The sequence below is a fragment of the Collinsella sp. TF12-2AT genome (genome assembly GCF_003436735.1).
GTDB lineage: Bacteria > Actinomycetota > Coriobacteriia > Coriobacteriales > Coriobacteriaceae > Collinsella.
The window spans coordinates 516-24,524 of sequence record NZ_QSQK01000017.1 but is presented as its reverse complement, the minus strand read 5'-3'; the positions used below and the strand labels follow the sequence as shown (position 1 = coordinate 24,524).

Sequence of the window (24,009 nt, the reverse complement as noted above, 5' to 3'; positions counted from 1 at the left end):
CCGGTGGCCGGAATCGGTTTTGAGCTCAAGCGCCTGTTTAGGCGCAAGGGCCTGTTTGCCACGATGCGCGCCTATGGCTACGCCGGCATTGTGTGCACGGGCCCCATGCTGCTGGGCGTGCTACTCCAAGTGGGCATCTTGGTGCTGTGCGGCCTGTGGGGCGTCGGGCGCGCCAACCAGGATCTGCTGGTATGCATGGTGACCTATACGCTGCTGGCCTCACTCACGCTTACGAGCTTCTTTTCCATGCCCGTCACGCGCTTTTTGGCCGACATGCTTTTTGCCGAGCGCGAGGAAGAGATCTTGCCCTCGTTTTGGGGCTCCAACGCCATCATGCTCGTTGCGGGCACGGTGCTCTACGGCATCTTTTTGCTGTTCTCGGGCGCCACACTGCTGCAGGGGCTGCTGTGCCTGTGGCTGTTCAACATTATGATCGTCAACTGGAACGGCATGAGCTATCTCACGGCCATCAAGGACTATCGAGGGATCCTGTGCAGCTTTGCGGCTGCCATTGGCATGGCGTGCCTGTGCGCCCTGGCCGCTCTTGCGCTGGGTCTGCCGCCGGTCGAGGGCCTGCTGGCGTCCATCGCTCTGGGCTACGGCGTGATGCTTGCCTGGGACGTGGTGCTGCTGTACCGATATTTTCCGCAGAGCGATCGCAGCCCCTGGCTCTTTTTGCAGTGGCTCGATCAGTTTCTGCCGTTGGCGCTCACGGGCCTGTTTACCAACCTGGGGCTCTTCGCACATCTGGTGATCATTTGGGCCGGGCCCATCGGCGTGCAGGTCAAGGGCTTGTTTTACGGTGCGCCCTATCACGACGTGCCGGCGCTTATCGCGTTTTTGACCATTCTAGTCACGACCGTCAACTTTGTGGTCTCGGTCGAGGTCAACTTCTATCCGCGCTACCGCGACTACTACAGCCTGTTTAACGACGGCGGCGTGGTGGGCGACATTGTGGTGGCCGAGGAGGAGATGCTCTCCACGCTCAACCGCGAACTGCGTTTTTGTGCGCTCAAGCAGCTGTTTGTGACCGCGGCGGTCATTTCGCTCGAGACCACGGTGCTCTCGGCCCTGCCGCTGGGCTTTAATAACCTTATGCACGGGTATTTTCGCACGTTATGCGTGGGCTACGGACTGTATGCCGTGGGCAATACGGTGATGCTCATCTTGCTGTACTTTACCGACTACAAGGGGGCCGTGCTGGCCTCGGGCCTGTTTTCCGGCGTGGCCGGGCTGGCGACCCTCGTGTCGCTGTTGTTGCCGCAGCAGTTTTACGGCTTTGGCTTTTTGTTGGGCGCGGCGGTGTTTTTTGTTGTGGCGCTGCTGCGGCTCGATACCTATACCGCCAACTTGCCGTATCGTATCCTGAGCCAGCAGCCCATCGTGGCGACCGACAAAACGGGTCGCTTTACGCAGCTGGGTCGCTTGCTCGACCGTGCCGAGCAGCGCTATGAGGAGCTTCGCCATAACGGCGAGCCGCATGGCACGTTTGAGCGCACGGTGGTCCGCGTGTATCGCAACCATTGGGGAGGTTCTGATGACCGATAGGATGATGTCTCGTCGCCGTCTGCTTGAAGCGGCTGCCGGTGCGCTGCTACTTTCGGGCTGCTCGTCTCAGGACGAATCCTCGACCAAAAAGCCCAAAAAGCAGGGCAAGATCAAAAAGGCCGAGGCCTCGGGCGAAGCCAAGCACCTCCGCGATAAGGACGAGCTGTACGAGGTTTACGACGACTCGGGCATTGTGACCATGTACCTGACGGTCTCGCGCGGCAACAGCTCCGAGAACACCGACCACAGCTGGGCCGAGATCAACACGTACTCGGTCTACGACTACGCCGACATGGGCGTGACGCGTTATCAGGTTATGGGCCTGCTGCAGGCGGGCGACGAAAAGGGTCCCGTGGCCGGCGAAGTGGGCTATGGCGAGGAAGCGCCCAATGCCACCGTGCAGGTGCGCGGTCAGACGTCGAGTTCCAACACGCAAAAGAATTACAAGGTGGAGCTCAAAAAGGGCAAGGGTGCCTGGCGCCAGCAACGTGCGATTGCGCTCAACAAGCACATGGGCGAGGGCATGCGCTTTCGCAACAAGATGGCCTATGACCTTATTCGCGGGATTCCCCAGATGATGGGCCTGCGCACGCAGTTTGTGCATCTATGGGTGTGCGACCAGACCGAGAAATCCAACGACACCTTTGAGGACTATGGCCTGTTTACGCAGGTGGAGCAACTCAACAAAACGGCGCTCAAGGCACATGGCCTGGATAAGAACGGGCATCTGTACAAGGTGAACAGCTTCGATTTCCACCGCTACGAGGACACCATAAAACTTGCCGACGACCCCGACTACAACCAGGCTAATTTTGAGGGCATGCTCGAGATCAAAGGCGACTCGGACCACACCAAGCTCATCGAGATGCTCGACGCGCTCAACGATGAATCGCAAAAGATCGACGACGTGCTCGATACCTACTTTGATACCGAGAACCTGGTCTATTGGCTGGCGTTTCAGATCCTGACGGGCAACTGCGATACTCAGAACCGTAACTGTTATCTGTACAGCCCGCTCAACTCAAATACCTGGTACTTTTTAGATTGGGATAACGACGGAATGCTGCGTAAGCTGGAGCTTTCTCTTGCCGGGTTCTCGGACTATGCGAGCTGGGAGCGCGGCGTAAGTAACTATTGGGGCAACGTGCTATTCAATCGTGCGCTGCGCAGCAAATCGTTCCGCAGTGAGCTCGACCGCGCCGTCAAGGACCTGCGCTCGTATATGACCGAGGCACGCCTGGCCAAGATGATTAAACATTATCGCGAGGTGACCGAATCGCTGGTCTTTGCTTCGCCCGATATCGACAATCTGCCTGTCACCAAGGACCAATACGAGCAAATCGCCGCGGCGATTCCCTCCGAGATTGAGGAGAACTACAAGAGCTTTTGCGAGAGCTATAACAAGCCCATGCCGTTCTACATTGGCGTGCCGCAGATCGATAACGGTAAGCTGCGCATGAACTGGGATGCATCCTACGACTTTAAGGCGCGTGACATCCGCTATACCGTGGAGCTGGCGCGCGACTATGCCATAAGCGACGTGCTTTTTAAGGCCGAGGACGTGCTGCTTCCCGAGGTGACCTGCGATGCTCCCGATGCCGGCCAGTATTTTGTGCGCGTGCGCGCCACCAACTCAGATGGCTATACGCAAGATGCGTTTGACTACTATGTGACCGACGACGGCAAGCACTACGGCATGAAGTGTTTTTACGTGCAAGACGGCGGTAAGGTCGTGGAGGACACGTATGAGGAGGGCTAGCGCGCTGCTTGAGCGCCTGGCGGCACCTCCCGCGCGTACCACGCAGGAGCGTTACCGCCACGAGCTCAAATATCTTATTAACGAGGGCGAGCACGCCTCGCTTGCCTGTCGCATGGCGCCGGTGTTTAAGCTGGATAAGCATGCGCGGGCGGGCGGCTACACCATCCGCAGCCTGTACTTTGACGACTACTGCAACTCGGCCTACGAGGAAAAAGACGCCGGTATCCTTATGCGCAAAAAGTATCGCGTGCGCATCTATAACGGCAGCGACAAGGTGATTAAGCTCGAGCGTAAAAAGAAGTACGGCAGCTGGATCTACAAGGAGGACGCGCCGCTCACGCGTGGCGAGTTTGAGCAGATTCTGGCCGGCGACTACGACTTTTTGCTGAGGAGTCCGCACCAACTCTGCCGTGAGTTCTACATCGAGTGCATCTGCAATATGATGCGCCCGCGGACCATCGTGGACTACGAGCGCGAGCCGTGGGTGATGGACGAGGGAACCGTGCGCATTACCTTTGATAGCAACGTGCGTGCGGCGGTGGGGAGCTTTGACATCTTTGACGCGACGTTGCCCGCGTTGCCCGTGCTGGAGCCCGGCAAGCTGGTGATGGAGGTCAAGTTTACCGAGTTTTGCCCGCAGCTGGTGCGCGATATGGTGCCGCCAGGTGCGGCCGAGCTTACGGCGGTCTCCAAGTACTGCCTGTGTTACGAAAAGACCGCCTACCTGCGCGGATTTAATTACTGGGAATCGGATTTTGAGAACCGAGGGGATATTTAGACCATGAGCACCAGGGACTTTTTTAAGAACTCCGTCTTGGAGGCGTTTGGTCAGGTCGACCCTGCCAAGATTGGCCTGTCACTGCTCGTGGCGCTCGCCATGGGCATCCTGATCTATTACGTGTACAAGCGCTTTTTTACCGGCGTGGTGTATTCGCGCAGTTTTGCCGTAACGCTCGTTGGCATGTGCGTGCTCACCTGCATGGTCACGCTCGCGATCTCGACGAATGTGGTCATCTCGCTCGGTATGGTCGGTGCTCTGTCTATTGTCCGCTACCGCACGGCGGTCAAGGATCCGCTCGACCTGTTGTATCTGTTTTGGGCCATTACCACAGGCATTACTGCAGGCGCCGGTATGTATGCGCTCGTAGGACTCACGGCAGTGGTGATCGTGGTGATGATCGCCGGCTTTGCGAGCCACCAGGACAAGGCGCGCGTGTACATGATGGTCATCCACTACACGGGGCAGACCACCGGCGATGATATCGTTCGCGCGTTTGGACGCACCAAGTTCACCGTCAAATCCAAGACGATGCGCGGTGACAAGGTCGAGATGGCCGTCGAGGTCTTCTCGGACGGTGTGGACATGCCCTACGCCGACGCCATCCGCGCGCTCGATGGCGTGGAAGATCTAACGTTGATCCAATACAACGGCGAATATCACGGCTAATTTTGTTCCGGCGTTTTAACAAACGCCGGACCGCTCGACGCTGCGCGGACATCTGCCGGGCGATCTGCCGCTCAAACCGTCGCTCGCGTACATAAAGTACGCGTCGCTCCTCTTTCGCGGCACCTCGCCACGGCAGCTGCCCGCTCGCTGGCGTACGATCTTCATGGATGGTTTATTCGGTTCGGTTTTTGGGGACGGTGTTGCGTGGACGTGCAACAGTTAGAAGAGGACTGGGCTGTCAGGGCTGGTGCGCGTGAGGCGTGTCTTGTTGCGGCCTCGCATGTGCCGGCGGCGCTGTCGATGCTGGGGATTGTGCAGCCCGGCGATCGCTTGGTGGCCTTTGCGGATGACTTTGCCGATGCGTTTGCGCGCGGCTTTGATGCCTGCGACGTTGTGCTCGTGGGGGAGCCGTCGGTTGCGGCGTTTACCGCCGCGTCTGAGGGCTTTGATGCTTCGTTTGATGCTGGCGGGTCGCATCTGTGGTGGTTCGTCAATTCCATCGGCGGGTTTGGCCTACGTGTGCCCGACCTTCGCGCTCTGGGCCGCGCCGCTCGTGAGCCGCATGCGCTGCTCGTGGTTGATAACACTGCGTCAGGCGTCTTTGGGTGCGATCCGCTGCGTTTGGGTGCCGTCCTGTCGCTCGAGGCACTCGACCGTGTGTGTACCGGCGTTGCGCCGCGCAAGCTCGTCGCCGCTTCGGTGGCGCGCTCGCAGCTTAAGCGCCATCGCGTGGATGCCGCCGCCGAGTGTGCGCATGCGCTTCTTGCGGATTGCGGCGCGTCTGCACTCGACCTTTCTGCTAATGAGGCTTGCATGCTGGAGCGGGGGCTGTCTTCGCTCGACGCTCGCATGCAGGCCCACTTCGATCGCGCCCGTGCGCTGGCCGAGTATCTGGCCGCCAACGAGATGGTACGCAACGTGCGCTATCCCGGGCTGACCTCGCATCCCGACCATGCGGTTGCAACGGGAATCCTCGAGCACGGCTTTGGCCCGGCAGTTGAGTTTGACCTTATCGAGCGAAGTGCGGGTGAGCTGTTCGACACATTGCCGGGGGAGTTCCGCACGTCGCCCGCCGGCGGCTCAACAACGCGCCTTTCGGCCCCGCGTGGTAAGCAGGGGGGCGCCATCCGCCTCTTCGCCGGCACCGACGACCCTCTGCAGGTGGCTGCCACTCTCGATAACGCCCTTCGCAAGTAGCTAATCGGGGTCTGTGTCACGAAAACGGCCTATTTACTACGTTTAAGCAATAGGGGTCGACCGCACCCGCCTATTTTGAAAATTACCAAGCTGTTTACCAGCGGTTTTATTTTCATAATGTCCGGTATGGTCGTGGGTATTCAACTAAACGTAGTAGATGGGCCCGTTTTGTGGCGCGAGCCTCGACCCGAGGGCGCTGTGGGCTAAAAACGGCCTAAAAGGACTACTCTGCATTGATGCTGGCGATGAGGTCGTTGGCCTTTGCGGCAATTACTTGGTTGATGTCGGCCTGCAGCTCCTCGTAGACCGCTATGGCTCGCTCGCCGGCGGGGGTGAGCGATGATCCGCGGGCGCCGTCGCGCTCGATGAGCTTGCAGCCCAGCTGTCCTTCCGCCTCGTTCACAATGCGCCAGGCTTTGGAATACGCCATGCCCATGCTCTTGGCGGCGCGGTTGAGCGAGTGCTCGCGGGCGATGCCCTGCAGCAGCAAGACACAGCCATGGCCGAACACGCCCGGCAGGTCTTTGTCGCACGCTTGAATGACCAGCTTTGCCGTCGTCTTGTACTCCATGTGCTCCACGTCTCCCCACTAAAGTGTTTGCTGGGTAAACGCAAAGCCTGCGTCAAACCCTCGTGTGCTCTTCTTAAATCATGCATTGTAGCAGTCAAAGTGCGTTAAGATACTTCCCCAGTATTGGGCGCCCAAGGTTGGGCTGGGTCCTACGAGGCCTGCAGCCGACCGGTCGCATGGAAAAAGGAGAAACATGGCTACGTTCTTTCCCGGTGAGTCCCACACGTTTTCGGAGTATCTGCTGGTCCCTGGCTACTCGTCCTCGCAGTGCATCCCCAACAACGTCTCTCTTAAGACGCCGCTAACCCGCTTTAAGCGCGGTGAGAAGCCGGCAATCACCCTGAACATCCCCATGGTTTCCGCCATCATGCAGTCCGTCTCGGGCGTCGACATGGGTGTCGCGCTCGCTACCGAGGGTGGCCTGTCCTTCATTTACGGTTCTCAGACCCCCGAGTCCGAGGCTGCTATGGTTAAGGCCGTTAAGGATCACAAGGCTGGTTTCGTTCAGTCCGATTCCACGCTGACCCCCGACATGACCATGGAGCAGGTCATCGAGCTCAAGGAGAAGACCGGCCACTCCACCATGCCGGTCACCGACGATGGCACTCCCAAGGGCAAGCTCCTGGGCATCGTCACCAGCCGTGACTATCGCCCCAGCCGCGATGACCACCAGAAGAAGGTCTCCGAGTTCATGACCCCGCGTGAGCAGCTTATCGTGGGCGACAAGAACATCAGCCTCAAGGTTGCCAACGACGTCATCTGGGACAACAAGCTCAACGCTCTGCCTATCGTCGACGACAACGATCACCTTATGGGCATCGTCTTCCGCAAGGACTACGACAGCCACAAGACCAACCCCAACGAGCTGCTCGATAACGACAAGCGCTATATGGTCGGCGCCGGTATCAACACCCGCGACTATGCCGAGCGCGTGCCGCTGCTCATCGAGGCTGGCGCCGATGTCCTGTGCATCGACTCCTCCGAGGGCTTCAGTGAGTGGCAGAAGCGCACCATCGAGTGGATTCGCGCCAACTACGGCGAGGACGTCAAGGTCGGTGCCGGTAACGTCGTCGACGCCGAGGGCTTCCGCTTCTTGGCCGACTGCGGTGCCGACTTCATCAAGGTCGGTATCGGCGGCGGTTCCATCTGCATCACTCGCGAGACCAAGGGTATCGGTCGTGGCCAGGCCACCGCGCTGATCGACGTCTGCCGCGCCCGTGACGAGTACTACGAGGAGACCGGTGTTTACGTGCCCGTGTGCTCCGACGGCGGTATCGTATACGACTACCACATGACGCTCGCCCTTGCTATGGGTGCCGACTTTATGATGCTGGGTCGCTACTTCGCCCGCTTCGATGAGAGCCCGACCGAGCGCGTCAACGTCAACGGCCAGTACATGAAGGAGTACTGGGGCGAGGGTTCTGCGCGTGCTCGCAACTGGCAGCGCTACGACCTGGGCGGCGCGGCGAAGCTCAGCTTCGTCGAGGGCGTTGACTCCTACGTTCCCTATGCCGGTTCCCTCAAGGACGGCGTGGGCGGCACGCTCTACAAGGTCAAGTCCACGATGTGCAACTGCGGCGCCCTCTCGATCCCCGAGCTCCAGGAAAAGGCACGCCTGACCCTGGTCAGCTCCACCTCCATCGTCGAAGGCGGCGCCCACGACGTTGTGGTTAAGGACTCCCAGCAGTCCGTATCTTATCGATAAGCGGCTTTCCCAGGCACCGCACCTTGCCGTTCAAACCGTCGCTCGCGTACCAAAGTACGCCTCGCTCCTCTTTCACGGCAATCTGCGGCACTTGGAAAACCCGTTCGTTCTAGAACGGGTTGCACATAAAGGTTGAGTATCAACCACGTTATTTAGATAAAGCGAGATGCCTGCAAGTCGCAGACATCTCGCTTGTTGTATTTGCTATCATCAGTCAAGTTAACCTTAGGGTCGGGCGGCTTAGCTTTGTTCGCTACAAGTTCCGCACGCAAAGAAGAGCACTTAATGTGCTCTTCGTCTTGCGCAGGACTGTCCGCAGTAGCGAATAAAGCTAAGCCGACCGACCCCATTAAAGATTAAAGGAGCTGATATGTGCGATTGCACAGATCATAAGGATGAGATCCCTGCCTACGACGCGCAGGCCATTGAGTCCAAGTGGATGAAGGCCTGGGAGGACTCCAACCTTTTTGCCGTCGACACCGACGCCAGCAAGCCCAAGAAGTACGTGCTCGAGATGTTCCCGTATCCGTCGGGCGATCTGCACATGGGCCACGCGCGCAACTATACCATCGGCGATGCCATGGCCCGTCAGGCCCGCATGCGCGGCTACGATGTTCTGCACCCCATCGGCTTTGACGCCTTTGGCCTGCCTGCCGAGAACGCCGCCATCAAGCACAACACGCAGGCTGCCGCCTGGACGTATAAGAACATGGACCAGGCGCTCGCCACGATGAAGCGCATGGGCTTCTCCTACGATCTGGATCGCATGGTCAAGACCTGCAGCCCCGATTATTACCGTTGGGGTCAGTGGATCTTTGAGAAGTTGTGGGAAAAGGGCCTGGTCTACCGTAAGAAGAACCCGGTCAACTGGTGCCCCACCTGCAAGACCGTTCTGGCCAACGAGCAGGTCACCGAGGGCAAGTGCTGGCGCTGCGGCACCGAGCCCGAGAAGCGCGACCTTGAGCAGTGGTACTTCAAGATCACTGAGTACTCCCAGGAGCTGCTCGATGATCTGGAGAAGCTCCCCGGCTGGCCCGAGCGCGTCAAGCAGATGCAGGCCAACTGGATCGGTCGCTCCGAGGGCGCCGAGGTCGACTTTACCCTGTGCGACAAGGATGGCGAGCCCATCGAGGGCGACGAGGGCAAGATCACCGTCTTCACCACGCGTGCCGATACGCTCTTCGGTGTCTCCTTCTTTGTCCTGGCCCCCGAGTACGCTCGTCTGCACGAGCTCGTCGAGGGTACGGAGTACGAGGAGGCCGTGACCAAGATCGTCGAGGACTCCAAGCATATCTCCGCCGTCGAGCGTGCCCAGGGCACCCTCGAGAAGCACGGTGCCTTTACCGGCCGCTACGTGGTGAACCCGGTCAACGGCGAGAAGGTCCCCGTGTGGGTTGCCGACTACGTCGTTGCCGACTACGGCACCGGCGCCGTCATGGCCGTTCCCTGCGGCGACCAGCGCGACTTTGAGTTCGCCCGCAAGTACGACCTGCCTATTGTGCCGATTATCCTGGACGATGACGACCGCGCTGCCGTCGAGGCCAGCGGCGAGACCATTGATACCTTCCATGCCGAGACCGTCGACTGGGATTGCGCCCATGCTGCCGAGGGCACGCTCGTTCAGTCCGGCAAGTACACCGGCATGCGTGGCGGCAAGCACTCCGAGGGCGAGGCTGCGATTGTGGCCGACCTTGAGGCCATGGGCTGCGGCCGTCGCAAGGTCGAGTTCCGTCTGCGCGACTGGCTCATCAGCCGCCAGCGCTATTGGGGCAACCCCATCCCGGCTATCCACTGCGAGCACTGCGGCATCGTGCCCGTGCCCGAGGATCAGCTGCCGGTAACGCTGCCCGAGAACCTGGACCTGGGCGCCGGCGAGACCCTCGCCGAGTGCAAGGAGTTCTACGAGACCACCTGCCCGGTCTGCGGCCGCCCGGCCAAGCGCGAGACCGATACCATGGACACCTTCACTTGCTCCAGCTGGTATTACCTGCGCTATACGGACCCGCACAACACCGAGCTGCCCTTCTCCCGCGAGGCTGCCGATCGTTGGATGCCTGTCGATAACTACATCGGCGGCATCGAGCACGCCATTCTGCACCTGCTCTACAGCCGCTTCTTTACCAAGGCACTGCGCGACCTGGGCCTGCTGAGTGTGGACGAGCCCTTCACCAACCTGCTGTGCCAGGGCATGGTCAAGGACGAGAACGGCGACACCATGTCCAAGTCCAAGGGCAACGTCGTGCCCCCGAGCTCGGTCATCGAGCCCTACGGCGCCGACACCATGCGTCTGGCGATCCTGTTTATCGCCCCGCCCGAGAAGGACTTCGACTGGGACCCCAAGGCCGTTGAGGGCGCCAACCGCTTCATCAAGCGCGCCTGGCGTATCGTTTGGCAGCTCGTCCAGTCCGGCGACGCCAACGTGGCCTTCGACAAGTCCGCGCTCGACGAGGTCGCGATGAAGCTCTATCGCGAGCGTCACCGCACCATCGCCAAGTGCACCGAGGACTTCGATCGCGGCCAGTTCAACACCGCCATCTCGGCCGTCATGGAGCTCGTCAACGCGGCGAGCGCCTACCTCAACGCCACCGAGGGTGCCGCCCGCGACAAGGCGCTGTGCTACGGCGTGGCTAAGGATATCGTGAGCGTCCTTGCCCCCATCTGCCCGTTCTGGGCCGATGAACTGTGGCACGAGGCCCTCGGCTGCGAGGGCAACGCCTACACCGCCGCCTGGCCCGAGTTCGACTTGGCCGAGTCCATCGAGGACACGGTGCAGATCGTCGTCCAGGTGCTCGGCAAGGTCCGTGGCCGCATCGACGTCGCCCGCGACGCCTCCAACGAGGAGATGCAGGCTGCCGCCGAGGCCGCCGTCGCCAAGTGGCTCGAGGGTAAGACGGTCGTCAAGGCCATCTGCGTGCCCGGCAAGCTGGTCAACCTGGTGGTCAAGTAAGCACTGCGCACTTAACTGACGCATAAAAGACGAGGGGCGATCCGGTTGGGTCGTCCCTCGTTTTGTGTTGTATGACCTGCTTAGTCAGTGCGTCGCACCGTCTTCTACGGGATGTGTACCAGGTCCCTAAAGTAAACATTGCCCGTTTGCTCCTCGATCATCCAAATGTTGAGGTAGATGTCGTTGAGGTCGTTGTTCACATTAAAGTCCGGGTCGTCGAAGGTGCCTACAAAGGTGAGCATGGCGCGCGTTTCCTCGCCTGCTGCGACCTGCTGGCGCATGCGCACATCGCGGACCACGCCGTTGACGTAGGCATAGGAGTCCACATCGCCAAACATCATGTCGACACCGGTGTTGTTGGTTACCGTAAAGACGAGCGCGGCGTCGCCGTAGCCGTCGGTGTCCTTGCCCACGCAGGTAACATGGACGTTCTCGTCTGCCTCAAGGTCGATAGGGAACTGTTCTTGAGGGTCGGGACCTAAGCCCTGGGGATCGTCGATGTCTTCGTCTATTTTGTCGAAGCTTACCGGGGGTTCGGTTTTCTCGATGGCTTTGGTGCTGCCACGATCCGGTTCGCATGTTCCGGTTTTGCCATCGATGTTGTTGCAGCCCGTCAGAGCGAACGAGCAGGCAGCGACGACGAGCGCGGTCGCGCAGAGGGTGCCTAGGCGTTCCATGAATCCTCCTTGCCGTAGAGATGCTGGAAGGTTGTGCGGTCAATGCGTGCGGCAGGCTTTCTCGCTACAGAATGCCTCTCGGCTCTAGTCTGGCCGATGTGCGCCCAGGGATGGAATGCCCATAGGGCCCGATTCGGTCGGCACGCTGGGACGCATGGCCCGTTTTGGGGCTGTTGAGGTTGCTCCGCATGGGGCTCTTCGGTCAATTGCCCTCTTCTTGTGGAGAACCTGTGCGCACGCTGACCTGCAGATTCGTACTGTGCTTGCGCGTTTCCGCAGCTATTGGTATAGTTTGCTTGCAAATGAAGTTGTAATTGAAAGAAGTGGGGTTTCGGCCCCGCTTCTTTTTTGTATGGATGGAGGTGCCGCAATGGTCAAGACCAAGACCGAGCAGGCGATCATCGACGCGCTCGAGGCCGTCGCTCCCCAGCACGATGTCGACATCGTCGACGTCGAGCTCGTGGGCGCCACCAAGGCCCCCTGCGTGCGCGTGCGTATCGAGGGTGCCGAGGGCCAGAGCCTGTCGCTCAACGACGTCACGGCCAACACCAAGTGGGTCGGCGATGTGATTGAGGAGCTCGACCCTATCTCTTCGAGCTATACGCTTGAGGTGTCGAGCCCGGGCATGGCGCGCCCGCTGCGCCGCCCGTGCGACTTTGTCCGCTTTGTTGGCGAGAACTGTGAGCTCACCTCCACCGCTACCGAGGGCCGTCGCAAGTACGCCGGCAAGATTGCCGCCGCCACCGAGACGAACGTGACCCTCGAGCTCGAGGACGGCGAGTCCGTTACCCTCGATTTCTCTGATGTTAAAAAGTGCAAGTTGAAGCCCACCTATGACTTCAAGCCCGCGAAGGAAGGAAAGTAAGATGGCAGCATCCGACATGATGTCCGCCCTGATGGAGCTTTGCCAGGAGAAGCACATCGACCAGCTCTACCTGATCGACCGCCTGGAGCAGTCGCTTGCCAAGAGCTATGCCGAGATCCTGCATCTTGAGTGGGGCGCCAAGGTGACCATCGACCGCACCACCGGCAAGATCTACGTCTACCGCCTGGAGCCGATCGACGATTCCATGGACGAGGGGGGCAACTTCACCGAGTTCGAGGAGATCGACGTCACCCCCAAGAACACGAGCCGCATCGCCGCCCAGCACGCTAAGGCCGAGATCAACGCCATCGTGCGCAACTCCGCCCGCGAGCAGATCTACGAGGAGTTCTCCGGCCGCATCGGTGACCTCATCAGCGGTACCGTGCTGCAGTCCACGCCCGACTTCACGATCGTCAAGATCCGCGAGGGCGTCGAGGCCGAGCTGCCGCACTTCGATCAGCGTCGCTACGAGAACGAGCGCAACGAGCGTCCGATGGGCGAGCGCTACCTGCACAACCAGCATATCAAGGCCGTGATCATCGACGTTCGCGACCCCAACTCCAACCTGCAGCCGGTTCGTGGCGAGCACAGCCGTCCGCCGATTGTCATCTCCCGTACCCACCCCGAGCTCATGCGTCGTCTGTTTGAGCAGGAGGTGCCCGAGATCTATGAGGGCACCGTCCAGATCAAGTCAATCGCCCGCGAGCCCGGCCAGCGTTCCAAGGTCGCCGTCCACTCGCTCGACGACCGCCTGGATCCCGTGGGTGCCTGCGTCGGCCCCAAGGGCAGCCGTGTTCGCGCTGTCGTGGGCGAGCTCCGTGGCGAGCGCGTCGACGTCATCCTGTGGGATGCCGATCCTGCCGTCTACGTCGCCAACGCCCTTTCGCCCGCTAAGGTCACCCGCGTCCTCATCGACGAGGAGAAGGCCTACGCCGGCGTCATCGTGCCCGACGACCAGCTGTCCCTCGCCATCGGCAAGGAGGGCCAGAACGCCCGCCTCGCCGCGCGCCTGACCGGCTGGCACATCGACATCAAGTCGGAGACGCTTGCCGCCGACATCCTCAAGAACGTTCCCGTTCACGAGGAGCCCGCCGCCGACCTGATCGGTGACGAGGAGGACGAGGACGTCCGCCGCTGCGAGTACGTGTCCGAGGACGGCGTCCAGTGCCGCAACCAGGCTCGTCCCGGCTCCCGTTTCTGCGGTGTCCACGACACCGACGCCTTCGATGATGCGGAGGACCTGATCTAGCGCGCGGTCGCGCCGGGCGGGTCCCGGCGCGTCTCCCTCGCTCGTTCAGTCTCTAGGCACCCAAGGTGCCAGAAAGGGTAGGTGAAGTCATATGGCAAAAGTCCGTGTGTCCACCCTGGCCAAAGAGTTCGGCATGACCTCCAAGGAACTGATGGGTCATCTCGCCGAAATGAAGATTCCCGCTAAGTCCGCGTCCTCCACTTTGGAGGACGCCTATGTCGCCATGGTCCGCAAGCAGCTCGCCTCGGTGATCGAGGCCCGCGCTCAGGAAGTCGAGGCCGCCAAGCAGGCCGAGGAGCAGGCAGCTGCCGCCGAGGAGGCCGCTCGCGCCGCCGAGGCCGAGCGCGAGCGCATCGCCGCCGAGAAGGCACGCGAGGAGGAACGCCGCCAGTTTGCCGCAGCCCAGGCTGCCGAGGAGGCTGCCCGCGCCGAGGCCGAGGCCAAGAAGAAGGCCGAGCAGGAGCGCCTTGCCCGCGAGAAGGAGGAGGCTGCCCGCGAGGCCCAGCGCCGCGCCGTTCCCGCTTCCGACTCCGGTTCGCGCTTCCGTTCGCTGCTCGACCAGATCGCCGCACAGGAGACCGTGCTCAAGGAGAAGAAGGACGCCGAGGACAAGGCCAAGGCCGAGCGCGCCGCCGAGCGCGGTAACCGTCGTGGCGGCAACAATGATCGCCGCGGTGGCCGCCGTAACGATCGTAACGCCTCCGACAACAACTCCGAGCGCAACGCCTCCGAGAGCCGTCCGCACAGCCATCGCACCAACGCCAGCAACAACGTCGCTGCTGGCATGGACTTCCCCAACCCTGATAAGCAGGGCAAGGGCAAGAAGCGCAAGGGCGGTCACAACAACGAAGAGGACCACTACAGCCGTATGGCTCGCGAGGCCGAGGAGTACAGCCGCGAGAAGGTGCTCGAGGAGGCTCGTGCCGCCGTCGAGGAGGCCTCTCGCGAGTCCACCGGTCGCCGCAAGAAGCGCAAGGAGAAGCGCGAGCGCGAGGCTGCCAAGGCTCAGGAGGAGCGCAAGATAGAGGAAGCGCTGGCCCAGGGCGTGAACCCCGAGGAGCTCGACGCCATCAAGGTTTCCCAGGGCGTTACCGTCCAGGAGCTCGCCGAGGCGCTCGACGTTCCGGCCAACGACATCATCAAGCGCCTGTTCCTACTGGGTACGCCGCTCACCATGACGCAGTCCATGTCCGATGACCTCGTCGAGCTCGTTGCCGACGACCTGGGTCGTCAGATCAAGATCATCACCCCCGAGGAGGAGAACACCTTCTCGTTCTACGACGATCCCGCCGACCTTAAGCCGCGCGCCCCGGTCGTCACCGTCATGGGCCACGTCGACCACGGCAAGACGAGCCTCCTCGACGCCATCCGTCACACCGGTGTCGCTGCCGGCGAGGCGGGCGGCATCACGCAGGCCATCGGTGCTTCGCAGGTCATGATTAATGACCGCAAGATCACCTTCATCGATACCCCGGGTCATGCCACCTTTACGGCTATGCGTGCCCGTGGTGCCAAGGTGACCGACATCGTTATTCTGATCGTGGCTGCCGACGACGGCGTCATGCCCCAGACGGTCGAGTCGATCAACCACGCCAAGGCCGCCGCCGTACCCATCGTCGTCGCCGTCAACAAGATCGATAAGCCGGGTGCCAACCCCGACCGCGTGCGCCAGGAGCTCACCGAGTACGGCGTCATCCCCGAGGAGTGGGGCGGACAGAACATGTTCGTCAACATCTCGGCCAAGCAGAAGATCGGTATCGACGACCTTCTGGAGACCGTGCTGCTCCAGGCAGACGTGCTCGAGCTCAAGGCCAACCCGGACACCTTTGCCTCCGGCAACGTCCTCGAGGCCAAGCTCGACAAGGGCCGCGGCTCGGTCGCTACCGTGCTCGTGACCCGCGGTACCTTGCACGTGGGCGATACGCTGGTCGCCGGCCTTACCTACGGCCGCGTCCGTGCTATGCTCGACCCCAAGGGTCGCGCCGTCACCGAGGCCGGTCCCTCCGACGCCGTCGAGATCCTGGGCCTGCAGTCCGTGCCCAACGCCGGTGACGAGTTCCGCGTGTTCGAGGACGAGCGCGAGGCTCGCGCCCTCGCCGACGAGCGTTCGCTCAAGGCCCGTATCGAGGAGCAGAGCCGCGTCAAGCACGTCACGCTCGAGAACCTCTTCGAGACCATTGCCGACGCCGAGGTCAAGGAGCTCAACCTGATCATCAAGGCCGACGTCCAGGGTTCCATCGAGGCCCTTCAGGATTCGCTCGACAAGATGGATCAGTCCGAGGTCCGCATCAACACGATCCACTCCGCCGTTGGTGCCATCAACGAGACCGACGTCGTCCTGGCCGACGCCTCCAACGCCATCATCATCGGCTTTGGCGTCCGTCCCGACGGTAAGGCCCGCTCCGCCGCCGAGCGTGAGGGCGTCGAGATCCGTTGCTACGACGTCATCTACAAGTGCCTCGAGGAACTCGACGCTGCCCGTATCGGCATGCTTAAGCCCACCGAGGTCGAGGTCTCCACGGGTACCGCGACCGTCCTGGACACCTTCAAGGTGCCCAAAGTCGGTATCGCCGCCGGTGTCCGTGTCGAAGAGGGCGAGATCGCCGCGACCGATTCCGTGCGTCTGGTGCGCGACGGCATCGTGGTCTTCAACGGCAAGATCGCCTCGATGCGCCACTACAAGGACGAGGCCAAGAGCCTCAAGAGCGGTTCCGAGGGCGGCATTGGCCTGGAGAACTTCCAGGACATCAAGCCCGGCGACCAGATCGAGGGTTACCGCATCGACCAGGTTGCCCGTACCGAGTAGGGGGTAGCGCTATGAAGCAAACGCAGGCAACCCGCCGTCTGGGCGAGCAGCTTCGCGAGAAGCTTGGTTATATCCTGCTCTTTGAGGTTTCCGATCCGCGTCTCGACCTGGTTACTTTGACCGCGGTCGAGGTCGCGGTGGACCGTTCGTTTGCGCGTGTGTACGTGTCGTGCGATGCGAGCCGCTACGACGAGGTCATGGAGGCGCTCGCAAGCGCCAAGGGCCGTATTCGCAGCCTGTTGGCTCGCTCGCTCGATTGGCGTGTCACGCCCGAGCTCGATTTTCGCATCGATCGTTCGACCGATGAGGCCGAGCGCATCACGCGTGCGCTGGAAAACGTTCCCGCCACGCTTGCGATCGAAAAGGACGAGGACGGCTATCCGATAGCGGATGCCGCCCAGGAGGCAGCTTTAGATGACTAATTCCGCCGACCTTGCCTCGTGCGAGTCTGCAGATATTCAGCGACGCATCCTCGAGCTCATCGAGGGTGCGTCCTCCATTGCGATTTCGGGACATACTTCTCCCGATGGCGATGCCTTGGGCTCCGTGTTGGGTCTGGGCCTTTCGCTCATGAAGTTTTTCCCCAACAAGGACATTGCGCTGCTGCTGGCAGACGATGATCCGGTTCCGCGCATCTACCGCTTTATGGAAGGCTCCGATCGCCTGGTACCGGCATCTGCGTATACCGGCAATCCGGACCTGTTCATCTCGGTGGACGTGCCGGTCGTCGAGCGTCTCAATAATTCCGCCGAGGTGCTTCGTCGCTCCAAGCATGTGGTGTGCTTCGATCACCATCCGGCGCGCGAGGAGTTTGCCGAGCTCAGCCTGAGGCGCGTCGAAGCTGCAGCCTGCGCCATGATCATCGACCGCTTCTTGGACAATTGCGGCATTGTCGCACGTGATGGCGTTGCAACCTGCCTGCTGTGTGGCTTGGTTACCGATACCGGCCGTTTTCAGTACCAAAACGCCGACGCCGCCGCGTTCCATGCAGCCTCGCGTCTGGTTGCCCACGGTGCCGATCCGGCGCGTGTGGCACTCGAGGTCTACCAGAGCATGCGCGTTGAGTTTTTGCACCTCAAGTCCATCGTTATGGGCCGCATTAAGACGGTGGCCCACGGGCGCGTCGCGTATAGCTACGCGTACCAGAGTGACCTTGAGGCGTGCGGTGTCACCTCGGATGAGTGCGACGGTCTGGTTGACGTGGTGCGCTCGGTGATGGGCGTCGAGGTCTGCCTGTTCCTGAAGGGCATTGAGGGCGATACCAAGGTGCGCGGCAACCTGCGCTCCAAGGGTGATCTCAACGTGTCCGAGATCGCTGCTGCCTTTGGCGGAGGCGGACATTCTGCTGCCGCCGGTTTCTCCAACAACGGAACGATTCTCGAGACGCTCACCGTGGCACTTCCCATGCTGGCCGAACTGGTAGGGGAGGATCCCGCTTCGGTGACCGTCGAGCTTTAACTTTTTGGATGGTACATGGCTCGTCGTACGCCTTCTCAACTGAATATGCTGCTCGCCGTCGATAAGCCGGTGGGCTGCACGTCCCACGATGTGGTTTCGCAATGCCGGCGCGCCCTCCATGAGCGACGCGTCGGCCATGCCGGCACGCTCGACCCCATGGCATCGGGTGTCATGGTGGTGGGTGTGGGCCAGGCCACCCGTCTGCTGGGCATGCTCACGCTCGATACCAAAAGCTATGTCGCCGACATCTCGTTTGGCGCCGAGACCAATACCGATGATGCGGAGGGCGAGGCGGTCCGCACGGTGGCTGTTGCCAACGAGCTCCGCGATCCTGCCTATGCCCGTGAGCGCCTGGCCGCTATGCTGGGTCCGCAGATGCAGGTGCCGCCGGCGTTTTCGGCTATCTCGGTCAATGGCGTTCGCGCCTACAAGTCTGCTCGCGAGGGCAATGCGGTGGACCTACCTCCGCGCCCCGTCGAGGTCTATGCCGCCGACCTGATCGCCGTGGGAGGCGAAGGTGATACGTGTGTGTGGACCGTGGCGTTCTCGGTGAGCAAGGGTACCTATATCCGTGCGCTCGCTCGCGATTTGGGCCGCGCCTGCGAGAGCGCCGCGCACATTTCCGCGCTGCGCCGCACGGCCTCCGGTGTTGTTTCCATTGGCGCTTGTCATGCGGTCGAGGAGCTTTCTCCCGAGTCCGCGGCTGGCTTTGCCCTGGATCCCATTGCGGCCCTGGGCGCCACGCGTGTTGACTTGCCGGGCAATCTTGCCGACGACCTGCTCTGCGGCCGACGCATTCCCGTTGAGCGTGCGCTTGCCGATTTTGATGCCTCGAAGGCGCCGTTTGCGTTGGTGCTCGATGGGGGACTCAAGGCGCTCGCCCGCATCGAGGGTGGCCGCTTTGTCATGGAGCATGTCTTTCCGCAGGCCATCGGCGGTGTTCGATGATGTTGTCCGCTCACGAGCTCGCGCGTATTTTTTTCGCGGGCGAGTCGGACGAGGCTCACATCGTTACTGCCGATGCGTTTGATAAGTGTGAGCACCTGGGTGCTGCCTCGATCGCCGTTGGCGTGTTCGATGGCGTGCACCGTGGACACCAGGAGCTCATTGCGGCGCTTGTCCGTGACGCCCGTGCCCATGGCTGTAAGGCGGTCGTGGTCACTTTCGATCCCGATCCGGACGTTGTGGTGAGTCCTTCGCCCGCTCAAAAATTGATGACGACGTCCGACCGTCTACATGCCTTGGCTCAGACCGGGGTCGATGCGGTGGTGGCCGTTCCCTTTACGCCTGAGGTTGCGGCACTCGACCATGTCGGTTTTCTCGCACTGCTGTCACGCGTGGTCGACATTCGTTCGATTCGCGTTGGCAGCGACTTTAGGCTGGGTCGTGGCGGTGCTTCTGGTGTTGACGAGATGCGCACCTGGGGTGCCAAGCGCGGCGTTGACGTATACGGGCACGACCTGCTTTGCGAGGGCGGTGAGGCCATTTGCGCCACCCGCATTCGTCATGAGCTGGGACAGGGCCATGTGGAGCTTGCTGCTGAGTTACTCGGCCGCCCGTATATGGTGCGCGGCGGTGTTATTCGCGGCCGTCACGAGGGTTCTGGCATGGGCTTTCCCACGGCAAACCTACATGTTCCCGACGGCATTCAGGTGCCTGCCGATGGCGTGTATGAGGGCCTGGTGCTGGTCAACGACATCGTGTGGCCCGCTGCCGTCAACGTCGGACTGCCGCCGACGTATGCCGACGATGCGGCTTCTGCGCATCTCGAGGCTAACTTAATTGGTTATACGGGCGACCTGTACGGCGCTTCCGTTTCGCTGGCGTTTACGCGCTGGCTGCGTCCGTCGCGCGTGTTCGATTCGCTGGATGAGTTGATTGCGACCGTCGAGGGTAACATCGAGGACATTCGTCACAACTTGGGTGAGCAGGGGGTGGGCATCCGTGATTAGCGATGAGGAAAAAGACCAGGTACGCGCTGCGTCCGACCTAGTTGCTATCGTGCAGGAAACGGTTGAGCTCAAGCCCCGCGGCCATGAGTTTTGGGGCTGCTGCCCCTTTCATGGCGAAAAGACTCCGTCCTTCCACATTATTCCCGCCACGCAGGTGTGGCATTGCTTTGGCTGCGGCGAGGGTGGCGACGTCTTCACCTATATCATGAAGCGCGAGAACCTGAGCTTTCCCGAGTCAATCCGTTATTTGGCCGATCGCGCGGGTATTGAGCTGCACGACACCGGAGATCGCCGCGAGCGCGGTACCAAGCGTGCCCGCATCTACGATCTGTGTGCCGAGACCGCCCAGTTCTTCCACACCATGCTTATGCGCGGTAAGGATGGCCGTCCACGTGAGTACTTTGCCAGCCGCGGCATGGGTGGCGACGTCTGCCGCCGCTACTGCCTGGGCTTTGCGCCGGGTCGTAATATGCTGGTGGCTCATCTGTCGCAGGCGGGCTTTACTCCGCAGGAGATGATCGACGCCAACGTTGCCGTGAGTCGAGGGCGCGGGCAGCTTGCCGACCGCTTCTACGACCGCGTGATGTTCCCCATCTTTGACGAGCAGGGTCACAACATCGCCTTTGGCGGTCGCATCATGGGTGACGGCCAACCCAAGTACCTCAACACCGCCGAGACGAGCGTGTTCCATAAAAAGCGAAACCTCTATGGCTTTAACTGGGCCAAGGAGTTTATCGTCGCGCAGGATACGGCCATTGTGGTGGAGGGCTATACCGATTGCATCGCCTGCTGGGAGGCGGGGATCAAAAACGTTGTCGCCACGCTGGGCACCGCGCTCACGGAGCATCACGTCAAGACGCTCACCCGCTTTGCCAAGCGTATCGTGTATATGTTCGATGGCGATGCCGCGGGCCAGAAGGCCGCCCGTCGCGCGATTCAATTTATCGAGCAGGATTCGATGGACCTGCGCTGCGTGGTGCTGCCCGACGGCAACGACCCCATGGAGTTCATCACAGCGCATGGTGGACAGGAGCTTCAGGCGCGCATCGACGCTGCCGAGCCGCTCATGGACTTTGTCTACCGTTCGCTGCAGGAGTCGAGTGACATCACCACGCCGGGCGGTCGTGCCAAGGCGCTGGAAGATGCGCTGACGCTTATCTATCCGCTGCGCGATAGCTATATGATCGACACATACTTTATTCAGATTGCCGATCTGCTGGGTTTGGATCTGGAGACGGTTCGCGCGAGTTCGGGTCGCGTGTTTCGCGATGTCGCCAAGCGCGAAGATGCGGAACGACGTCGTGAGCAGAACTATGAACGCCAGCGGGCGCAAGAAGAGCGCTCTGGTAGCGCGGGCGGTCGGACGTCTGGTTCGCAGGGGGCATCTCGCGGTGCTTGGGCATCGGGCGCGACGCCGCCGGTGTCCGCGCCGGTCGAAGAAGAGCCGTATGACTACGTCCCGCTCGATGCCTACGGTGCCGCGCCCGTGGAGGTCGTCGACGACCTGCCGCCGATCGATGTGCCTGATGGTATGGGTGCTGTGCCTGTGACTGATGGTTCGGGCGCTCCGGCTGCGGCGGCGCCGATGGTTCTTACTGATCTTGAGCGCAAGTCCTTGGCAGGGGAGCGCGAGCTGTTGACGATGCTCACGAGCTACCCCGACCTGTTCCGCACGTATGCCGACCGCATCTGCTCTATCGAGTGGGTTGACCCACGTCACGAGTCCATCGCATGGGCCGTTCTGGCAACGCCGCCGGGAACCGATCCTGCAGCCTGCATGGATGCGGCGCGCTCGGTCTGTCCCGAGGCGGCAACGCTTGTGAGTGCCGGGCGCATCTCCGCGACGAGCAAGCACCCCACCGAGACGAACATCGTGTTCATGCTCGATACGCTCGAGCTCTACACCATCAAGCGCCGCATGCGTGCCGCACAGGCCAAGCTGCGCCAGGACCGTTCGCTCGATGATGAGGCCCGTCGCGCGCTGACCGTGCAGGCCGCGCAGGATTCGCAGCGTCAGCGCGAGCTGCAAAAGTCTATCGGCGGCGTGGCGGACCCGTTCCGTTTGATCGGTCTGGAGGCCGCAGGCACCGAACAGGCCTAGATGTTGTGGTCAACCAGCGTATTCTCGCCTATATCCAGCCCTCTTTTTGGGTATAGACGCCTATGTGTGTGCTAAAGTATTGAGTCCTGTGGACTATGAAGGGAGAATCTGTGCCAAAAAAGACTGAGAGCACGGGTACTGGGCTGGAATCCTACGTTGCAAAGCTCATGGGCAACGGCTCAAACAGGACTTCGGTAACCGAGGACGAGATTCAGGTCGCCCTGAAGGATATCGATGTTTCTGACGAGCAGCTCACCGCGGTGTATTCCGCGCTGCGCAACAGCGGCATCCAGATTATCTCCGCGAGCGGAAACGACGACGCCCCCATGGACGTCGACGATGACGATAACGATACCGATACTGACGATTTCGATGACGACGACGAGCACGATTCCGGCTCGCTCGACGATCACGAGCTCAAGATGGCCCGTCAGGCCGACGCCGAGATGGGTTCTTCCAAGAGCAAGAAGAAGCGCACCGTGCGCACGTCCCGTTCACGCTCCCGCGTGCGTGGCATCGATGCCTCCACGGTGATGCTGACCGGCGATCCGGTTCGTATGTACCTCAAGGAGATCGGCAAGGTCGACCTGCTGACCGCCTCCGAAGAGGTCGATTTGGCTATGAAGATCGAGGCCGGTCTCGAGGCCACCGAGAAGCTCGAGGCTGCCGATGCCGGCGAGCTCGAGCTCACGCGTGCCGAGATGCGTCGTCTTACGCGCATTGAGAACGTGGGCCTCGAAGCCAAGCAGGCACTCATCAGCGCAAACCTGCGTCTGGTCGTCTCCATCGCCAAACGCTATGTCGGCCGCGGCATGCTGTTCCTTGACCTGATCCAGGAGGGCAACCTCGGTCTGATCCGCGCTGTTGAGAAGTTCGACTACCAGAAGGGCTTTAAGTTCTCCACGTACGCCACGTGGTGGATCCGTCAGGCCATTACGCGCGCCATTGCCGATCAGGCCCGTACCATCCGTATTCCCGTGCATATGGTCGAGACCATCAACAAGCTCGTCCGCGTGCAGCGCCAGCTCCTTCAGGACCTGGGTCGCGACCCGACCCCTGAGGAGATCGGTGCCGAGATGGACATGAGCGCCGACCGCGTCCGCGAGATCCAGAAAATTTCGCAGGAGCCCGTGTCGCTCGAGACCCCCATCGGCGAGGAAGAGGATTCCCAGCTGGGCGACTTCATCGAGGACTCCCAGGCTATCGTTCCGCCCGATGCCGCCAGCTTCTCCATGCTGCAGGAGCAGCTCACCCAGGTGCTCGACTCGCTTGCCGATCGTGAGCGCAAGGTTATCGAGCTGCGCTTTGGCCTTGTCGACGGGCATCCCCGCACGCTCGAGGAAGTCGGCCGCGAGTTTGGCGTCACGCGCGAGCGTATCCGCCAGATCGAGTCCAAGACCTTGGCCAAGCTCCGCCACCCGAGCCGCAGCAGCAAGCTCAAAGACTATATCGAAAGCTAGTCAAGCAAGAAGCGCCCTCAAGCACATCCGCTTGGGGGCGCTTTCATGTGGTCATTGGGGACGTCCTCAATGACTAGGTCGGAAAAAATCTCAAAAAAGTTCTTGCCCTAAGCTGATTCGTCCGTATAATAAACTTCGTTGCTTGAGAGCACGCACCTATTCCTCGGTAGCTCAATGGTAGAGCACGCGGCTGTTAACCGCGCTGTTGTAGGTTCGAGTCCTACCCGGGGAGCCAGAATTTCTCAGCCCATTCCGCTGGGCTTTTAA

18 protein-coding genes and 1 tRNA gene are annotated in these 24,009 nt (G+C 61.2%); 17 read left to right on the top strand and 2 right to left on the bottom strand.

Annotated features, from left to right (window positions below; all coding sequences use genetic code 11):
• The first annotated feature begins 3 nt into the window (after positions 1–3).
• The 5 genes from pelG to DXD24_RS09515 all read left to right on the top strand — a co-directional run bounded on the left by pelG (position 4) and on the right by DXD24_RS09515 (position 5,951).
• A complete protein-coding gene (pelG, locus tag DXD24_RS09535) occupies positions 4–1,548 on the top strand; it encodes an exopolysaccharide Pel transporter PelG (RefSeq protein ID WP_117564822.1) in 1,545 nt (514 codons plus the stop codon).
• On the top strand, positions 1,538–3,307 hold the full coding sequence (locus DXD24_RS09530; protein WP_117564821.1) for a CotH kinase family protein: 1,770 nt from the start codon (positions 1,538–1,540) through the stop codon (positions 3,305–3,307). Before pelG ends, DXD24_RS09530 begins: the two co-directional genes overlap by 11 nt.
• Positions 3,294–4,085 carry a polyphosphate polymerase domain-containing protein gene (locus DXD24_RS09525; protein WP_117564820.1) on the top strand — a complete coding sequence of 264 codons (792 nt, stop codon included), beginning with the start codon at positions 3,294–3,296 and terminating at the stop codon, positions 4,083–4,085. Before DXD24_RS09530 ends, DXD24_RS09525 begins: the two co-directional genes overlap by 14 nt.
• 3 nt (positions 4,086–4,088) lie before the next feature.
• The gene (locus DXD24_RS09520; RefSeq protein WP_089571688.1) at positions 4,089–4,754 is read left to right on the top strand and encodes a DUF4956 domain-containing protein; all 666 of its coding nucleotides are present in this window, start codon (positions 4,089–4,091) and stop codon (positions 4,752–4,754) included.
• Positions 4,755–4,958: 204 nt separating this feature from the next.
• Positions 4,959–5,951: a PLP-dependent transferase gene (locus DXD24_RS09515; RefSeq protein WP_158550180.1), complete on the top strand. Its 993-nt coding sequence runs from the start codon at positions 4,959–4,961 to the stop codon at positions 5,949–5,951.
• Positions 5,952–6,174: 223 nt separating this feature from the next.
• On the opposite strand, the gene DXD24_RS09510 is transcribed toward DXD24_RS09515, so the two are convergent.
• Positions 6,175–6,522 carry a winged helix-turn-helix domain-containing protein gene (locus DXD24_RS09510; protein WP_117646599.1) on the bottom strand — a complete coding sequence of 116 codons (348 nt, stop codon included), beginning with the start codon at positions 6,520–6,522 and terminating at the stop codon, positions 6,175–6,177.
• Between the two features lie 193 nt (positions 6,523–6,715).
• Between DXD24_RS09510 and DXD24_RS09505 the strand changes: the two genes are divergently transcribed.
• Positions 6,716–8,227, top strand: coding sequence for an IMP dehydrogenase (locus DXD24_RS09505; protein ID WP_089571691.1), 1,512 nt, complete (start codon positions 6,716–6,718; stop codon positions 8,225–8,227).
• 370 nt (positions 8,228–8,597) lie between these two features.
• Positions 8,598–11,174 (top strand): leucine--tRNA ligase, encoded by a 2,577-nt coding sequence (leuS, locus tag DXD24_RS09500; RefSeq protein WP_117646598.1) that lies wholly within the window; start codon positions 8,598–8,600, stop codon positions 11,172–11,174.
• 104 nt (positions 11,175–11,278) lie between these two features.
• On the opposite strand, the gene DXD24_RS09495 is transcribed toward leuS, so the two are convergent.
• Positions 11,279–11,851, bottom strand: a complete 573-nt coding sequence (locus DXD24_RS09495) for a hypothetical protein (protein WP_117646597.1) — start codon at positions 11,849–11,851, stop codon at positions 11,279–11,281.
• A 370-nt stretch (positions 11,852–12,221) separates the two neighbouring features.
• Between DXD24_RS09495 and rimP the strand changes: the two genes are divergently transcribed.
• The 10 genes from rimP to DXD24_RS09445 all read left to right on the top strand — a co-directional run bounded on the left by rimP (position 12,222) and on the right by DXD24_RS09445 (position 23,977).
• On the top strand, positions 12,222–12,716 hold the full coding sequence (rimP, locus tag DXD24_RS09490) for a ribosome maturation factor RimP (protein ID WP_117646596.1): 495 nt from the start codon (positions 12,222–12,224) through the stop codon (positions 12,714–12,716).
• A gap of 1 nt (position 12,717) precedes the next feature.
• Complete coding sequence (gene nusA, locus DXD24_RS09485; RefSeq protein WP_117646595.1) at positions 12,718–13,965, top strand: transcription termination factor NusA; 1,248 nt, start codon at positions 12,718–12,720, stop codon at positions 13,963–13,965.
• A 91-nt stretch (positions 13,966–14,056) separates the two neighbouring features.
• Positions 14,057–16,771 (top strand): translation initiation factor IF-2, encoded by a 2,715-nt coding sequence (infB, locus tag DXD24_RS09480; RefSeq protein WP_117646594.1) that lies wholly within the window; start codon positions 14,057–14,059, stop codon positions 16,769–16,771.
• A gap of 11 nt (positions 16,772–16,782) precedes the next feature.
• Entirely contained in the window at positions 16,783–17,193 is a 411-nt protein-coding gene (gene rbfA / locus DXD24_RS09475) for a 30S ribosome-binding factor RbfA (protein WP_006234038.1), read from the top strand.
• On the top strand, positions 17,186–18,229 hold the full coding sequence (locus tag DXD24_RS09470; RefSeq protein WP_006234037.1) for a bifunctional oligoribonuclease/PAP phosphatase NrnA: 1,044 nt from the start codon (positions 17,186–17,188) through the stop codon (positions 18,227–18,229). Before rbfA ends, DXD24_RS09470 begins: the two co-directional genes overlap by 8 nt.
• A 15-nt stretch (positions 18,230–18,244) precedes the next feature.
• A complete protein-coding gene (gene truB / locus DXD24_RS09465; RefSeq protein ID WP_117564812.1) occupies positions 18,245–19,177 on the top strand; it encodes a tRNA pseudouridine(55) synthase TruB in 933 nt (310 codons plus the stop codon).
• Complete coding sequence (gene ribF / locus DXD24_RS09460) at positions 19,174–20,181, top strand: riboflavin biosynthesis protein RibF (protein ID WP_233502386.1); 1,008 nt, start codon at positions 19,174–19,176, stop codon at positions 20,179–20,181. The genes truB and ribF overlap by 4 nt, the downstream gene beginning before the upstream one ends.
• A complete protein-coding gene (gene dnaG, locus DXD24_RS09455; protein ID WP_117646593.1) occupies positions 20,174–22,282 on the top strand; it encodes a DNA primase in 2,109 nt (702 codons plus the stop codon). The genes ribF and dnaG overlap by 8 nt, the downstream gene beginning before the upstream one ends.
• 110 nt (positions 22,283–22,392) lie before the next feature.
• Positions 22,393–23,742, top strand: coding sequence for an RNA polymerase sigma factor RpoD (gene rpoD / locus DXD24_RS09450; RefSeq protein ID WP_055286388.1), 1,350 nt, complete (start codon positions 22,393–22,395; stop codon positions 23,740–23,742).
• A 160-nt stretch (positions 23,743–23,902) separates the two neighbouring features.
• Positions 23,903–23,977: transfer RNA gene (locus DXD24_RS09445), tRNA-Asn, on the top strand.
• Positions 23,978–24,009 lie beyond the last annotated feature (32 nt).

Coding starts and splice junctions, on each gene's coding strand:
- DXD24_RS09505 (WP_089571691.1), top strand. CDS start 6,716: ATGGCTACGTTCTTTCCCGGTGAGTCCCACACGTTTTCGGAGTATCTG.
- truB (WP_117564812.1), top strand. CDS start 18,245: ATGGCTCGTCGTACGCCTTCTCAACTGAATATGCTGCTCGCCGTCGAT.
- DXD24_RS09530 (WP_117564821.1), top strand. CDS start 1,538: ATGACCGATAGGATGATGTCTCGTCGCCGTCTGCTTGAAGCGGCTGCC.
- leuS (WP_117646598.1), top strand. CDS start 8,598: ATGTGCGATTGCACAGATCATAAGGATGAGATCCCTGCCTACGACGCG.
- nusA (WP_117646595.1), top strand. CDS start 12,718: ATGGCAGCATCCGACATGATGTCCGCCCTGATGGAGCTTTGCCAGGAG.
- DXD24_RS09520 (WP_089571688.1), top strand. CDS start 4,089: ATGAGCACCAGGGACTTTTTTAAGAACTCCGTCTTGGAGGCGTTTGGT.
- DXD24_RS09510 (WP_117646599.1), bottom strand. CDS start 6,522: ATGGAGTACAAGACGACGGCAAAGCTGGTCATTCAAGCGTGCGACAAA.
- infB (WP_117646594.1), top strand. CDS start 14,057: ATGGCAAAAGTCCGTGTGTCCACCCTGGCCAAAGAGTTCGGCATGACC.
- ribF (WP_233502386.1), top strand. CDS start 19,174: ATGATGTTGTCCGCTCACGAGCTCGCGCGTATTTTTTTCGCGGGCGAG.
- DXD24_RS09470 (WP_006234037.1), top strand. CDS start 17,186: ATGACTAATTCCGCCGACCTTGCCTCGTGCGAGTCTGCAGATATTCAG.
- rimP (WP_117646596.1), top strand. CDS start 12,222: ATGGTCAAGACCAAGACCGAGCAGGCGATCATCGACGCGCTCGAGGCC.
- rbfA (WP_006234038.1), top strand. CDS start 16,783: ATGAAGCAAACGCAGGCAACCCGCCGTCTGGGCGAGCAGCTTCGCGAG.
- DXD24_RS09495 (WP_117646597.1), bottom strand. CDS start 11,851: ATGGAACGCCTAGGCACCCTCTGCGCGACCGCGCTCGTCGTCGCTGCC.
- DXD24_RS09525 (WP_117564820.1), top strand. CDS start 3,294: ATGAGGAGGGCTAGCGCGCTGCTTGAGCGCCTGGCGGCACCTCCCGCG.